This window comes from Segatella copri (assembly GCF_009495355.1).
In the GTDB taxonomy this organism is placed as follows: domain Bacteria; phylum Bacteroidota; class Bacteroidia; order Bacteroidales; family Bacteroidaceae; genus Prevotella.
Window position 1 is genome coordinate 19,084 of the sequence record NZ_VZAD01000007.1, and the last position, 14,787, is coordinate 33,870.

The 14,787-nt window shown below is 41.3% G+C and carries 12 protein-coding genes; 1 reads left to right on the top strand and 11 read right to left on the bottom strand.

Features of this window, described 5'->3' with window-relative positions; all coding sequences use genetic code 11:
- Positions 1-2: 2 nt before the first annotated feature.
- The 3 genes from F7D20_RS00465 to F7D20_RS00475 all read right to left on the bottom strand — a co-directional run bounded on the left by F7D20_RS00465 (position 3) and on the right by F7D20_RS00475 (position 3,838).
- Positions 3-641 carry a hypothetical protein gene (locus tag F7D20_RS00465; RefSeq protein WP_158462317.1) on the bottom strand — a complete coding sequence of 213 codons (639 nt, stop codon included), beginning with the start codon at positions 639-641 and terminating at the stop codon, positions 3-5.
- Positions 642-1,674: 1,033 nt separating this feature from the next.
- Positions 1,675-2,367, bottom strand: coding sequence for a hypothetical protein (locus F7D20_RS00470; protein WP_158462318.1), 693 nt, complete (start codon positions 2,365-2,367; stop codon positions 1,675-1,677).
- A gap of 187 nt (positions 2,368-2,554) precedes the next feature.
- Positions 2,555-3,838 carry an O-acetylhomoserine aminocarboxypropyltransferase/cysteine synthase family protein gene (locus F7D20_RS00475; RefSeq protein WP_022253125.1) on the bottom strand — a complete coding sequence of 428 codons (1,284 nt, stop codon included), beginning with the start codon at positions 3,836-3,838 and terminating at the stop codon, positions 2,555-2,557.
- A gap of 241 nt (positions 3,839-4,079) precedes the next feature.
- Here F7D20_RS00475 and F7D20_RS00480 point away from each other — a divergent pair, with 241 nt between their 5' ends.
- A complete protein-coding gene (locus F7D20_RS00480; protein ID WP_228114055.1) occupies positions 4,080-5,546 on the top strand; it encodes a DUF1846 domain-containing protein in 1,467 nt (488 codons plus the stop codon).
- A gap of 172 nt (positions 5,547-5,718) precedes the next feature.
- Here F7D20_RS00480 and F7D20_RS00485 read toward each other — a convergent pair whose 3' ends face one another.
- The 8 genes from F7D20_RS00485 to F7D20_RS00520 all read right to left on the bottom strand — a co-directional run bounded on the left by F7D20_RS00485 (position 5,719) and on the right by F7D20_RS00520 (position 14,783).
- The gene (locus F7D20_RS00485) at positions 5,719-6,114 is read right to left on the bottom strand and encodes a rhodanese-like domain-containing protein (protein ID WP_158462319.1); all 396 of its coding nucleotides are present in this window, start codon (positions 6,112-6,114) and stop codon (positions 5,719-5,721) included.
- A 72-nt stretch (positions 6,115-6,186) separates the two neighbouring features.
- Positions 6,187-7,128 (bottom strand): HipA domain-containing protein, encoded by a 942-nt coding sequence (locus F7D20_RS00490; protein WP_158462320.1) that lies wholly within the window; start codon positions 7,126-7,128, stop codon positions 6,187-6,189.
- A gap of 39 nt (positions 7,129-7,167) precedes the next feature.
- Entirely contained in the window at positions 7,168-7,506 is a 339-nt protein-coding gene (locus F7D20_RS00495; RefSeq protein ID WP_158462321.1) for a HipA N-terminal domain-containing protein, read from the bottom strand.
- A 96-nt stretch (positions 7,507-7,602) separates the two neighbouring features.
- Positions 7,603-7,809 (bottom strand): helix-turn-helix transcriptional regulator, encoded by a 207-nt coding sequence (locus F7D20_RS00500; protein WP_158462322.1) that lies wholly within the window; start codon positions 7,807-7,809, stop codon positions 7,603-7,605.
- Between the two features lie 271 nt (positions 7,810-8,080).
- Positions 8,081-9,763 (bottom strand): DUF6377 domain-containing protein, encoded by a 1,683-nt coding sequence (locus tag F7D20_RS00505; protein ID WP_158462323.1) that lies wholly within the window; start codon positions 9,761-9,763, stop codon positions 8,081-8,083.
- Positions 9,764-10,073: 310 nt separating this feature from the next.
- Entirely contained in the window at positions 10,074-11,429 is a 1,356-nt protein-coding gene (locus tag F7D20_RS00510; RefSeq protein ID WP_158462324.1) for a DUF5121 domain-containing protein, read from the bottom strand.
- 43 nt (positions 11,430-11,472) lie between these two features.
- A complete protein-coding gene (locus F7D20_RS00515) occupies positions 11,473-12,996 on the bottom strand; it encodes a glycoside hydrolase family 30 protein (RefSeq protein WP_228114056.1) in 1,524 nt (507 codons plus the stop codon).
- Between the two features lie 260 nt (positions 12,997-13,256).
- Positions 13,257-14,783: a RagB/SusD family nutrient uptake outer membrane protein gene (locus F7D20_RS00520; protein WP_158462337.1), complete on the bottom strand. Its 1,527-nt coding sequence runs from the start codon at positions 14,781-14,783 to the stop codon at positions 13,257-13,259.
- Positions 14,784-14,787 lie beyond the last annotated feature (4 nt).

Sequence of the window (14,787 nt, forward strand, 5' to 3'; positions counted from 1 at the left end):
AATCACTCAAATAGTAAATATTCATGATTTATTTCTTTCAAAAAATCATATATGGTATCCATGCCTTTCTTTCTGTTTTCTTCGGAAAGTCTCAGAAATCCATCACCAGTAGTCTTCTTACGTATAATCTTCAGACCAACTTTGCACATTTTTATGAGCAAAGGTTTCAGCATAGGATTAAAAGACATACTTCTTGCTATTCCATCATGTAATGCAGTTGATATTTGTCCGACAATTAAGTTTGGCTTCTTTTCTAGCTCCTCTTCTTTAAGATTTGAGAATTCAGAATCAAACCAAATAAGAAATTTTGTTAAGCTGTTACAATTCCACGATTCTCGTTGTATAAAAACTTCTTCTATCTTACAAAAGAGCTTATCCCAATTGTCTGGATTGGGTTCAAACTTAAAGATTGGTAACCAATTTTCTTTTTGGTAACCTGCCTCATAATCATACAACTTGCATGTGTTGTAAGTAGCTCTAAACTGCAAGTATGACGCATTTCCATAACCAAAATTACTTCTAATTACAAAGGAAAAGCCTGTTTCCCCAACGTAGATGTTCTCACTTTCCTTGAAACCTTTATCTTCATAGCAATGAAAGAGAACATCCGCAGTTGGTGCACTATTTGCATGATATAGCATGTTGCATTCCTTATTATAGCATAACATCATATAATTTACCAATTTATTTTAGTCGTCGTAAATACTTAGAGAATTATAAAAATCTTGGAAGGCTTCATATCTTTCAGAAGACAAAGACAAATACTTGAAAATTTCTGTTATGTCTTGCGTGTACAGCTTCCTCTGCATATTGAACATAAATAGGTTTAAGGGTACTCATTAGCCAATAGCTCCATCCTCATCCCAGCACTTCGAATGAACCTTTTATTAAACGTGAAGCGTGGTACTGACTATGCCACACTCTAAGTCGGAGGTCGTAGGAATTACCTTTTATCAGAGAATATGGGAATAGCAGCCCACGCTATGCGTGAGAACCACTATGCAATCTCTCTGATAAGTCTTGAATTTCCTACGTTCCCGACTATGAGATAAGCATAACGCTTCTTATCATTTCTAATATGTCTGGAGATGGTTTTCACCAAGTCCGCTACAAAATTACAAAAGTTTTTTAAGACACAATATTTTTCAGAAAGAAATTACATGTTTTCGCTATAGATTTTGTAATATTGGACTAAAAGGATATTATTGCAAGGAAAATAATACCTCAGTTTGGGATAAAAAATAGTGCCTAAAAGTTGGTAGTATTATTCAATCTGTATGGTTGAAATTACCCAATACGCCCTTTACCTTTCCGCTACGCGCCGGTGACCGTTGGCTCAGGGCGTGCCAACCGTATAGTTCGAATTCATTATGACAAGTCTTCTTTAACTTCAAGAGATGCTTGTTATTCTCCCTTTACAACAACTCCAGGTTGAGCGATGCGAGGTGTCAACGCGGTCCCGTTTACCCAATGAGAATGAAGGGAGATGAAGGATGATGAAGGGTGGAATTGTGCCATTCACCCTCTGAAACCCCGATAAACACAGGGGATTCCAAGGGATAGATGAAGGATGAAGGGTTTTATGCTAGTTTTTGTATAAAGCTATGAAAAGGTAAAAGCAGCTTAGAATGCTATATATAAGTATTCTAAGCTGTTTTTTTTATGATGTACTTGCTATTTCTTGACGATAGCCTTGTCTTCTATATTGATAACTTCTTCTAATTCGATATGGTGAGAACCTTCAAGTTTGTTAGTTGATGTCAAAGCGGTGCTTGTAATGATCGATTTTATATTGTCAAGACAAGGCTGTTCGCTCTTTTCTTTGCATAGAAGTGTTTCGGTCATGTTGTTGAACTTCGTTATCGTTCCCATGTTTTTTTCTTCGATGTTTCCGCCAGCCAAAACTAACTTGTCTATGAGAAATGCAACAAGGCCGTTCTTGCTTGATATGGAGCATGGTATTTTCTTGAGCTCCCACTTTGCTATGTTTCTTTTGCCAGGTTTCAATATTCCGCTTAATAATTTGGAAGTTACATTTGGAAAAAGCTTTTTGATGGTAGTCTCGGTACTCAACGGTGTGTCTACAGTCGATATTATTTTTCTGCTGATGACAATATTGGCAGATGTCTTTTTTATCGAGTATTCTGCTACTCTGTTTGTCTTGAAGACATCGTTTCCGTCATGGCGTTGGGTGGTTGTTTCATTTGTCTTAATCTTGATAGTCGCTTTTTGTGCATCATTTTGCTCTCCGAGATAGAAGATTTCTCCAATAGACAAGCTGTCTGATTGATTCTGGCTATCTCTGATAGTTTGGGCTGATACAGCTTGGGTAAGCAGCATCAGAAAAGATAAAATCATATACTTCATATATTGTAATATTATTCGCTTTTCCATAATTTAGAACTAGCATACCCAACTGTAACACCCATTTTTTAAGCATCTTTATCTTTGCTTGGAATGCTTGAATTGCTAATAGTCTTTAAATGCCTTTTTTGATTAGCATTTACCTCCTAACAGATTGATTTATTCAGCCCCTTAAAGTGGAGCGTGAAGATTATATCTTGTCGAGTGCCTGCTTGATGTCGTCGAGGATATCCTCGACATCCTCGATGCCTACGGAGAGGCGGATGAGGTCGGGGGCAACTCCTGCTTCTTTCAACTGCTCGTCAGATAGCTGGCGATGGGTATGGCTGGCAGGATGAAGCACACAGGTGCGGGCATCTGCCACATGGGTCACGATATTGATCATGTCGAGTGAGTCCATGAACTTGATGGCCGTCTCGCGGTCGCCCTTCAAGCCAAAGGCGATTACACCACAAGTGCCGTTGGGAAGATATTTTTGCGCCAGTTCGTGGTAGGCGTCATCTTTCAAGCCGCTGTAGTGAACCCAAGCCACACGCGAGTCATTGTGCAGAAACTCTGCCACCTTTTGCGCATTCTCGCAGTGCTGGCGCATACGCAGATGAAGAGTCTGAAGTCCCAGGTTGAGGATGAAAGAGTTCATTGGGGCAGGTATGCTTCCAAGGTCGCGCATCAACTGGGCTACGAGTTTGGTGGTATAGCCCATCTTGCCGAAGGCCTTTACGTAGGTCAGACCATGATAGCTGTCATCGGGGGTACAGAGACCAGGGAACTTTTCGGCGTGAGCCATCCAGTCGAAGTTGCCACTGTCTACTACCACACCGCCTACTTGTGATGCGGTTCCGTCCATGTATTTAGTAGTGGAGTGGGTTACGATGTCGGCTCCCCATTCGAAAGGACGACAGTTGATTGGTGTGGCGAAGGTGTTGTCCACAATCAGAGGAACACCGTTCTTGTGAGCTATACGTGCACATTTCTCTATGTCGAGAACGGCACATCCTGGGTTGCTGATGGTCTCACCAAAGAACAACTTGGTATTGGGGCGGAACGCCTTCTGTATTTCTTCCTCGCTGTCGTTGGGATTGACGAAGGTGCATTCTATGCCGAGCTTCTTGAGTGTCACACCAAAGAGGTTGAAGGTTCCACCATAAATCTCGTTGGAGGTAACGATATGGTCGCCAGCCTCGCAGATGTTGAATACAGCATAGAAGTTGGCGGCCTGACCGCTACTTGTCAATACAGCTCCCACACCGCCTTCGAGCTGTGCTATTTTCTTGGCAACAGCATCGTTGGTGGGATTTTGGAGTCGGGTATAGAAATATCCTTCTTTCTTCAGGTCGAAGAGCATGGCCATCTCTTCAGAATTGTCGTACTTGAATGTGGTACTCTGAATGATGGGCACTTCGATAGGTTCTCCATTCTTTGGCTCATAGCCTCCCTGTACACAGATGGAAGCTGCACGTAATTTCTTTTCCATTGTCGGTTGTATTTTTTAATTTAAGTTCTTCTATGGGCGAAAAGTCTTGCTCTCGCTCTTCTCTTTTGGTTTGGCAGAAATGGCACTCGCCCTATACTGTTGTACTTGTGGTGCTGTGGCTTCCTGTCGTTTTTTTATCTTTATTGTGTGCAAAGGTACTTATTTTTTTTGATATTCAGATACTTTTTTGTACTTTTGTAATCGAATTCAAAACCAACAACAATTAGTTATATCAAATAGAATGATGAAGATAGGTTTCGACAATGAGAAGTATCTGAAAATTCAATCAGAGCATATCAAAGAGAGAATCTCACAGTTTGACGGAAAACTTTACCTCGAATTGGGTGGTAAACTTTTCGACGATCACCACGCCAGCCGCGTTTTGCCAGGCTTTCAGCCTGACAGTAAGTTGCGTATGTTTCAGAAAATCAGCGACAGCATAGAGATAGTAATAGTTATCAGTGCTGCCGACATTGAGAAGAACAAGAAACGTGCCGACTTGGGTATTACCTATGATGAAGATGTACTTCGTCTGCGTGGCGAGTTTCAGCATCGAGGTTTCATGGTGGGATCTGTTGTCATCACCCATTACAATGGTCAGCCTGCAGCCATCGCTTTCAAGCAGCGCTTAGAGCGTGAGGGCATCAAGACTTATTGTCATTATCTGATTGAGGGATACCCTCACAATGTGAAGTTAATTGCTTCTGATGAGGGCTTTGGTAAAAATGACTATGTAGAAACAGAACGTCCTTTAGTTATCGTAACAGCTCCTGGTCCTGGAAGTGGTAAGATGGCTGTTTGTCTGAGTCAGTTGTATAATGAAAATAAGCGTGGCGTTCATGCAGGATATGCTAAGTTTGAAACTTTCCCTGTGTGGAATCTGCCTTTGAAACATCCTGTCAACATCGCTTATGAGGCTGCTACTGCCGACCTCAATGACGTGAACATGATAGACCCCTTCCATTTAGAGGCCTACAACAAGATAGCCATCAACTATAACCGCGATGTGGAGATTTATCCCGTGCTCAATGCGCTCTTCGAGGGAATCTATGGCAGCAATCCATATAAGTCGCCCACAGATATGGGTGTCAATATGGTGGGATTCTGCATCTCTGATGATGAGGTTTGTTGTGAGGCATCCAAGGATGAGATAGTACGTAGATATTATGCAGCCACCAACAAGATGGCGGCTGGAGCCTGCAATGACGCGGAAATCAGCAAGATACAGATGCTCTTCAACCAGGCTAAGATTACTACCGATTATCGTAAGGTGACTGTGGCTGCCAAGAATCACAAGCAGGAAACTGGACATACATCGGCTGCTATAGAACTGGAAGACGGTACCATCATCTGTGGTCACAGCAGCGAACTGCTTGGCTGTAGTGCTGCCTTGTTGCTGAATGTCACCAAGCATTTGGGGGATATCGATCATAACCTAAAGCTCATTCCTCAGTCGATGATAGAACCTATACAGTATACCAAGGTAAATTATCTCGGTGGCCATAATCCACGACTTCATACCGACGAGGTACTTGTGGCACTCTCTGTTCTTTCCGAGAACGATGAGAACTGTCGTGTGGCTTTACAGCAGTTGCCTAAGTTGCGTGGCTGTCAGGCTCACTGCACTGTGATGTTGAGTGATGTAGACCAGCGTATCTTTAAAAAACTCGGTGTCAATATCACTTGCGAGCCCGTACTGAAGAAATAGCATTTGACAAAGTAAAGATAAAAAAGCCTGAGAAATATGCTTGCATGATGCTTGACATTTTCTCAGGCTTTTTCGTTATAGAATAGTAGGCGCCTATTGAAGTCTTTGTGGAATTTAATAGAAGTAGTTATCTCACATTATATAACGTGTTAATTCCATTTTTTGAGGAAACTTATTCCTTAGTTGTAGGCATTCCTAACTTTTTCCAGTTGAGGATTCCACCCTCCATGTCAAATACTTTTAAGCCCTGCTTCTGCATTTTCATACAGGCATGATGGCTGCGCTTGCCGCTTCGGCAGTATACATAATAGGTGTGCGACTTGTCGAGCAATTTGATACCAGCATCGAAGACCGATGTATTGAGAAAGTCGAGCTGCTGGGCTCCAGCCAAATGCTCTTCTTTGTATTCTTCGGGTGTGCGTACATCGAGAATAATGGCTGTTGTATCGGCTTTAGCCTGTTTGATAAAGGACTGTGGAGCCAATGTGTCAATACTGTCCGATTGTGCTGAGCAGCCTGTAGTTCCAAAACTGATGGCTGTCAATAATGATAATAATATTTTCTTCATTTCTTATTCTGTTTTATTTATATTCTGTTTTTGATGTATGTGGTCTGTGAGTGCAGTAGCACATCGAGATAATTATCTCAACGCCATCACCCTGCTGAGAATCAGTTTCTTGTATCCTTTCTTGATGTTTTCGGGTAGGAAAGAGGCATCGATGAGGTCAAGCCATTTAACGATGGAACGACGGAACTTCTTTGCCATATTACTGATAACCTTTTCGCTAAGTCCAGAAGCTGTCATCACTTTGATAAAATCAGACTTCTGTAACTTCCTTTTCTTGCCATTGAGTGTTAATGCTAATTCCTCCGTGTCTTCAGGCATCACAATCTTGGTAGATAGTAAATCGTAGGCAGGAGTAAGAGCATAGCCCATTTTGCGATTATTGTATAGCGAGAAGTTCTTGAGGTGCATGTCGGCATTGCCTGTTATCCACGAAAAGATGACAACTTCCCAATAGTTGACAAGGTCGAGCTGTGAAAAGGATGAATGTTTTTTGATAAGTTTGGCTATCTGCTCGTAGGAACCTTTATACTTGTATTCGGTAAGTCGTTCAGACAGCTGACACATATCCTCCATCGGTACTTTCTGTCCCTCTTCCAGACGATCTATTCTTCGAGTAATGTAGCAAAGCTCGCCATCGGCAAAGCGTATCAATCCGTGAGGAACCACTGCTATCTTGGCAGCCTCGGCAAGGTGCATTGTGAGGTCTTCTATCTCTGGCAGACAACGATATCGCTCTGTCTGTGGCTTTAGGATGTATTTCCCCCATAGTCCGACAATGGTAAATCGCGAAGGTTCATTCTTGCCTCCAGGGTTGACATCGAGCGAGAGCTTGGCTTGTACCCCTGTGAGTGTAGTTTGACTTCTGACTACTTGTTTGGCCAAATCGCCTATTTCTTTTCTAACATAAGGTAGGAGAGGGGCTTCCTTAGTTCCGAAAAGCTTGCGTGCACAGGCTGGATGGTAGTCCACCTGACCTACTTTTAAGGGCTTATAGCAATATAAACATTTCTCCATACACGGTTGTCCTTTCTTTCTTTATTTATTGGTGGATGTTTACTTCATTGTGGTTTCGTTATCTTCAACAGGAATAATGCTTACTGCTCCTATACAATCTCTACAGCAAGCCAACAGGAGCGACATCCTGTCGCGCTGATTGATTTTCCAGCAGCTTTCAGCAATATTCAGCAACCACCCTTCTGGAATCAGACCATCAAAGAAGGGGAACAACACGGTGTCGTGGTAGGGCTCTTCGGAAAGTGGGAGGGTTAAACTAACTGCCTCTGCTGTTTTTGATGCAAGATAATTGGCATCGTATGCAAAGGTAAATCCTGTCTCATCTTCAGTCAACATTCCCACGTATTGGTCGTAGAGATATACTCTTCCTTGTTTCATATCTTGCGTTTTTAGATGGGAGTTGTGGTTTGTCGTTTCTTTGTCATTATCATCAGAGAAATCTACTATCCTCTGGAGAATCTATGTTTATGAAATTTATTCTTTTTGGATAGGAATAGGTCCTACTTCTTGTCCGAAAAGTAAGAGAACTTGGTTTACCTTGTCGAGGCGTAGTGTTTCTTTGCCTTGCTCCAGTTCGCGTACGAATCTGAGTCCTACGCCTGCTTTGGCAGCCAGGTCGACTTGTGTCAATCCGAACTGCTTGCGCATTTCTTTTACGTATGATGATAATGTATCGCTCATATTCTTTGTTTCTTGGCAATTATGATACTCATTTTATACCCTTTCGGGTAATGTGATGAAGGAAAATGTATTATATTATACCCTTTCGGTGGCAAATATACAAAGAATAATTGAAAATACTCCCGAAAAGGTATAATATATAATAAGTTTTAACTAATTATACCTTTTCGGGAGTAAACTATGAAATATTATTGCTTTTTGGGAATTCCATAAGAACAAGTAACATGAAGATATAATTTGAAATCAATCTCTATTCATGCTCGATTTCCTTCTATTCCTCTGGCTCTTGATGTTTCATCAGCGTTCCTAATTCTCTGACTTTTTTCTCAAACTCATTTCTGTCATTGATTGCGCCATTGCGTAGTTTTGCCCTATAATTATATATGGTGTTGACTGCATAGTGTAGGAATTCTGCAATCTTTGTACTATCGTCGATGCCCAGACGAATGAGTGCAAATACTCTTACTATGGCTGAGAGTTTGTTAGGGGAGGATAGATGAATTTGGCATTCTTCCTTCAGCAGTCCATTCAAATCCTCCACGAAGTTGGGGAAGAGGTTTAGGAATACCTTGTCGAAATTGGCGTATAGTTCTTCAAGTTCATGCTCCTTGACCTCTGAACTCTTAGTCATAGAGTAGAGTTCGTTGTACTGTTTGTTTTTTACCATCTTATTGACATTGAGGCGCATTTGGTCCAGTCTATCGATGTAGTGTGAACAAGCCCCCAGGAACTGGCCTATATATTCTTCCTTAACCCCATTCGACTCATTGAGTTTGTCGTTGGATGCTTTTAGCATACCATTGGCGGAAGATAGTTTGTTGTTGAGTTCTTCTAATTGAGTATTGGTTTTCTTCAGTTCGTTTCTTGCTTTCGACAGATACGATTTCTGCTTGTTGACATAGAATGTCAATAAAGCCAATGCAATGACCAAAAGACTCACACATATAATGGCAAAGATGAGACGATGGTTGGCCTTTTTGAGTTCTGCATGATAGTTGTGGTCTATGGTGCCAAGCACTGGAGATATCTGCCAACTGCGTATGCGAGTACAGAATTTCTTGTTGGCTTTCCACGAAAAGTTGATGTATTTGTATGAGCGTTCCACATCTTTTTCCTTGCTGAGTATCTCTGCAAGAATCCAGAGTGAAGCTTGGTCGTTGATGGCACATTTTACATCACATATAGCAGATTGTAGGAGCCAGTATTTTACCATGTCCTCGTCTTTCAGCGAGCGGTATATTAAGTAGCGATAGTAGGCCACAATTCCATATTCGTGACTTCCTTTCTTGCACTTGCTTAATCGGATGTCGTTAATTTTAAGGGCTTCTTTCAACTTATTCTGGTTGGTTAGCAAGACCTCCTTTCTCATGAGGTAATCCTCGCTGTTAGGGGATAATATTGAAAATAATGTATCACGATAACAGTCTTGTTTGCTGTAGAATTCTTGACTTAGCTCAGTGTCAATGTTTATATTTGTAAAGCCCAGTTCGCCATAGACGTGATAAAAGGCTATGTAATAGTCTTTCTTGTTAGAGTTATTCAAAGTTTTTTTATCGATACTTTGTAGAACATGAAGTGCCTCCGTGAAAGCTCCTGATGTTGAATATTGTAAAGCAAGTAAGCTTCTCAACTTGGTAATGTCGCTCTTCATGTTGTTTCTTTTTGCCAAGTCGATGGCTTGGTGAATATAATAAATAGAAGAGTCGCTTTGGTATGCTTTGTATTCTTCGTATAGTTTGTAATATGCGGTTAGGAGTTGTTGGGGTGTATGTCCTTGTCGGCTCTGTTTTTTGATTTTAGTGATGCGGCTTTCTTTTTGGTTGATATAGTATTGTGATTGTTTGATAGCCTGATCAAGTTGCTCGTATAAGTCTTTTATGTTTTTATTCTGAGCAAAACTTGAAGTTAGTGCAGAGAAGCACAATATATATACCAAAGATAGTATCTTTTTCATTATGTTTTGTTTGTTGTAAGATTAAAATAGATTTAAATTTAGCCTGTTCTACTGAGTAAGCGAACATTCAAATGCAAAGATAAGTTTTTTAGTGGATAATGCCAAATGTTTGGCATGTTTTTTCTTTTTTAATTCAACTTCCGTACATGTGAAACTTCAGTAAATGACATCTACGGATAAGTTCATTACGAAAAAGGCTGTCCCAATCACTTGGAACAGCCTTCAAACAAATCAAAATACCTATATTATTCAGTTCTAAACCTAAATCTACTTTTAATTTCTTTTAGATGGGTTTACAAGTCACGTTTTTTTATTTCTTTTCTACTTTGAGAACAGCCTTGTCTACACCGGCAGTCAAGTCAACTGTAAGAACGTATGTCTCGCCATCCTTCAGTTCTACTCCATCTTTCAGATAAACATTGCCGTTGTCGTGACCGTTACCGTCACCGATGCCGAATACCTCGCTCTCAGTTGAGATGAGATGGCTGTTATCCTTACCCTTGAACTCAATACCCCAGTTGGCCTGACCAAAGAATTTGAAGTTTATGTCTGTAGCTCTGAGTTGCTTGCCTATGGTGAGTGTAACCTGATATACCTTATCCTTGATAGGAGTGAGACAGACATCAGAATCGGTGCCAGTCCACCAACCATGATTTACAGCGTCCCAAGTAGGTTTGTTGATTCCTTCGTTTCCTATTATCCAAATAGCGCCAGTACCATCAGCGTTCAATGCCATAGGCTCGTTTCCATTCATTGTCCAGATGCGGAAAGACTTATGAGTGAAGTCAGCCTGTACGGTGTATCTGCCTGTGATGGCCTTGAAGGTGTAGGTGCCATCTTCTTCTTTTTGGAACCAATCATTGTCGTAGTACCAATCGTCTGGTAAATTGTTGCCATTGATAGTAAGATTACAGGTAGCACCTTGTTTAATATCTCCTACCCAAGTCTTGCCCGCATCAGAATCGGAAAAATCGAGACTGGTGACTGGTAAAACATCTGTAGGTCCTGCAGTATAGTTCTTGGCATCGAAAATAACGACTACATGATCAGTATTCTCTGACGAGAAGTTGAAGTTGTTGGTTTCGCCCAAATTGATGTCCTTTCCAGTACTTGAACCAAACACGAACTTGCCATCTTTGGTAGCGAAATATCCCTTAAAGTTCTTCTTTGTGTTGGGAAGGACTGTCTGATACAAGAAATTGTCAACTTCGGTCATGTCATACTTGGTTCCGTCTGCACAGATAAATTGCAAGTTTGTAAAGTGCGGACGCTTGATGTCGAATGATAACGTCTCAGTATTTGCCTTTGTCGACACATTTTGCAAAGTGAGTTGTATATCAACCTTGCCATCAGGAATGCTCTGAACGTAAGGTACTTTGAGCTTGACAAGATATTCACCCGGCTCCTTGGTACGGATAGTTGTTGCGTCTACACTCTGACCGCTGAAAAGCAAGTTGGCTTTCAAGGTAGAGAGAGCTACGCCCGCCTCATCCTTACAGTCTACTTTCACTTCTACCTCTTCGCCCATCCATACTGCTTTAGTAGGAGCGCTATAGCTCATCACTGGATTTCCTGTAGGTGTTGGAGCTTTGTAGTCGTCTTCACTGCAAGCTGCCATTAGTGGTAGAGCGAGCAATGCTATGATATAATATTTGATATGTTTCATAATGGTTGTATCTATTGTTGATTAATTACTAAAATGACATTCATTATTTATTCCATTTGCACGAAATAACACCATTAGCAGGTACATTGCATGTAAAGTTATGGATGCCATCGCTTAGATTGATAGATTTTGTCTCATCTCCCTCGTTGATGATAACAGCAGCAAGGCTTCCGTCAGGATTCAAAAATTCTGCATGAGTTATCTTGCTGTCATTAATGGTACGTGAAGTAGTACCGATACGAACAGCACCAGGGGCCACCACGCTTGCCATGTGGTTGATGATGTAATAATGAGAATTATAGCTCAACTGATTGTACCCATTCTGATTGATGTCGATGGCGCCATAGCAAGTTTGGCATCCACCATCAAGATTGGGACCCATTTTGTTGTCGAGCATCAAGTTCCAAACGAGTACGGCCTTGCAGTTTTGATTGACAGTAGCGAGTGCTACATTCTTCATATCTGCCATCAGACGTTTGCTTAAGTCGCGTCCATTATTCCATGTACCAATACTTGTTTCTGAGAAGATAAGTTCCTTGTCGGGGCGTTGGTTATGGATATCTGTCAATTCACTGTTGTTGCCACCATAGTCATGATATGCAGCTCCAACAACCAACTCGGAACCTTCAAAATTGTCACCGATAGCATTGTAGAGTTTAATAGGATAATCTTCTTGGTCTGCTATATTGTCGTAATTGTAATTATGGTCGAAGACATATATCTTGGTTGTAAGACCACTTCTCTTGAACTCGGTAGCCAAAGCCTTTACGAAAGGAGCTTCTTCCTGCCATGGCATATATAGAGAAGCGCAGTTGGCCTTGTTCAATGGTTCATTTTGAGGACTTACAGCATAGATATTGATACCCTTTTCTTTCATCACGTTGATGAACTTCACAAAATACTTGGCGTAGGTCTCACGGTAATCAGGGTTGAGGTGTCCGTCAGTCCAGGAGTCCTTTGGAGTCTTGGTATCGATGTCAGCAACCTTCATCCATTTAGGACAAGTCCATGGTGCTGCTATGATTTTTAAACTTGGGTTGATAGACAAGATTTCCTTTAATATAGGAATCACATAGTTGTTTTCATCGCTATAAAGTTCGAAATTACTGATAGGATCGTTCTCGCTTCCCTTTTTATCGCAATAAGTATATTCTGTACTCGAGAAATCGTTGCAGCCCAGTGAGATGCGAGCATAACTAACGCCATATCCCTCTGTAGTGGAGTAAATGCGCTTTAAGAGAGCCAGGCGAGCCTCAGGATTCATCTGCATGAGATTGTAGCAAGAAGAGTAGGTGATGGCATATCCGAAACCATCGATAGTCTGGAATTTCTTATTTTTGTCTATTTCGATGGTTGTTGGCGCCATAGATACACCATCAAAAAGTTTGGTTTCTCCCTCTGCCAAGGAATATGTGCCATCGGCTGTTGTGGTAAAAGTCTTGGCAGTTCCTTGTGTAGGTATAGGGTTGGGAACTTCGCTTGGAGTCTCAAAATCAATAGGATCTGAGAATGAATTACTATTGCTGCATGCTGTCACAGAAAATGCTGTGGCGCAGATAAACATCATAATTTTATGGTTATGGTATTTCATATGAATAGTTCTTTTTTATTGAAGTTTCGCATGTACGGAAGTTATAGTAGTTAAAGAAGTTATCACTCCCTTCGGTCGTTAGAAGTTATAGCCTATAGCCTTTTTTGTTGTATATTTAGTTATAAAGCATATGGCTTTGACTTCTCTAACTTCTTTAACTTCTTTAACTTCCCCTTTTGCGAAAGTTGAGTTTTTTATATTTGAAATAATTTTATCTTCACATTTTGAGATTGTGATTAGTAACCAGGGTTTTGTTCCAGGTTAGTGTTCTGGTCGAGAGCCGTCTGTGGTATAGGCAACAGGTAAGAGTTACTGTCAAACAGTTTAACTTGTTTGTTGCGGCCTTTATCACGATTATCAATACCATTGAGATATTTTTCTACTTTGTTGTTGCGGCATAGATCGAACCAACGCTCTCCCTCAAAGGCAAGCTCTAAACGGCGTTCGTGAAGCACGGCTTCTATCATAGCTTCCTTGCTATTTGTCTTATCAGAAGTCAGTTCCTTCAGTTTGGCACGTTTACGAATCTGGTTTACGAGTTTCGCACTCTCGTCAAGGTTGCCCTTATAGGCTTCCGCCTCTGCCTTCATGAGGATAATGTCAGCGAGTCGAATCCAATAAATGTTGCTGTAGGAAGAACGCAACTTATACATGAATGGGTAGTTGGAGGCTGGATAATAGTTGCTCCATGTACATGCATAATATACAATAGCCTGATTCTTGCGTATTTCATCGCCTTCTTTTTCGAAGTCGCTGATGATGTCGCGCGAAGGAGTAATCCACTTTGCCCATGTGAAATAGTAATCCCAGTTGTCCAACTGGCGTCCGTACATCCATGTTTCCCAGTTTCCGCTACCTGTTGTCCAATGAACCTCCAAAATACCTTCTTTGGTATTACGTTTCAGGCAATCCTTGGTTGTCTCATCGTATCCCCAGAGAGTTTCATAACTATCTTCAAGTTCTACACCTGTTGTCTTGATTACCTTATCAGCGTAGGTTATTACTTTATCGTAATCTTGTACTTCCTTTTCGGCGTAGACCTTGGCAAGCATAGCTTGAGCTACAGTCTTGGTCATCTTGGTGCGGTCAGAATTATCATTGTCAGGAGCATATTTTTCAGCATCTGTCAAGTCGGCAATAATCTGTTCATAGCACTCCTTGGGTGATTTACGAGGAGGATAGTAAGTAGGGTATACCTCATTGATGTTATCAGAGGTGATTGTTTTTGCAATGGTTGTAATAACAGGGAATGAGCCCCAAAGACGTGCCATTCGGAACATCATCAATGCACGGAAAATTTCTCCTTGAGCCTTATAGGAATGATATTCTGTATCTGAGATTTGGCCACTTTCCTTCAGTTGTTCTACGCCATTGATGAGCACATTGGCTTGAGCGATATCCTCTAAGTATCGATTCCAGTCTCGGCTCAAAACAGAGTTGCTGGCATCGATAGAGTTGGTTTCGTAAGGCACCACCTCGGCTCCTGTAGTACCAGCATACGCATTATCGCTATGAGAGTCGCCTATCAAGAGATAATCGAGATGGGTGTGTTCCTGGCGGTTGCGGAACAACTCATAGAGAGACTTGAGTTGTGCTTCTGCGGCAGCCTTATCCTTTAAAACAGCTGTGGATGTTTCAGTCTGGGTGCCCTGTGTTATTTCTGAAGGCTCGGATATAGGCTCATAGTCGAGTGAGCAACTTGCCAATGATATCATGGTTAAGCTACCGAGCGCTAAAGTCTTGATTTTATTATATGTTTTCATTGTT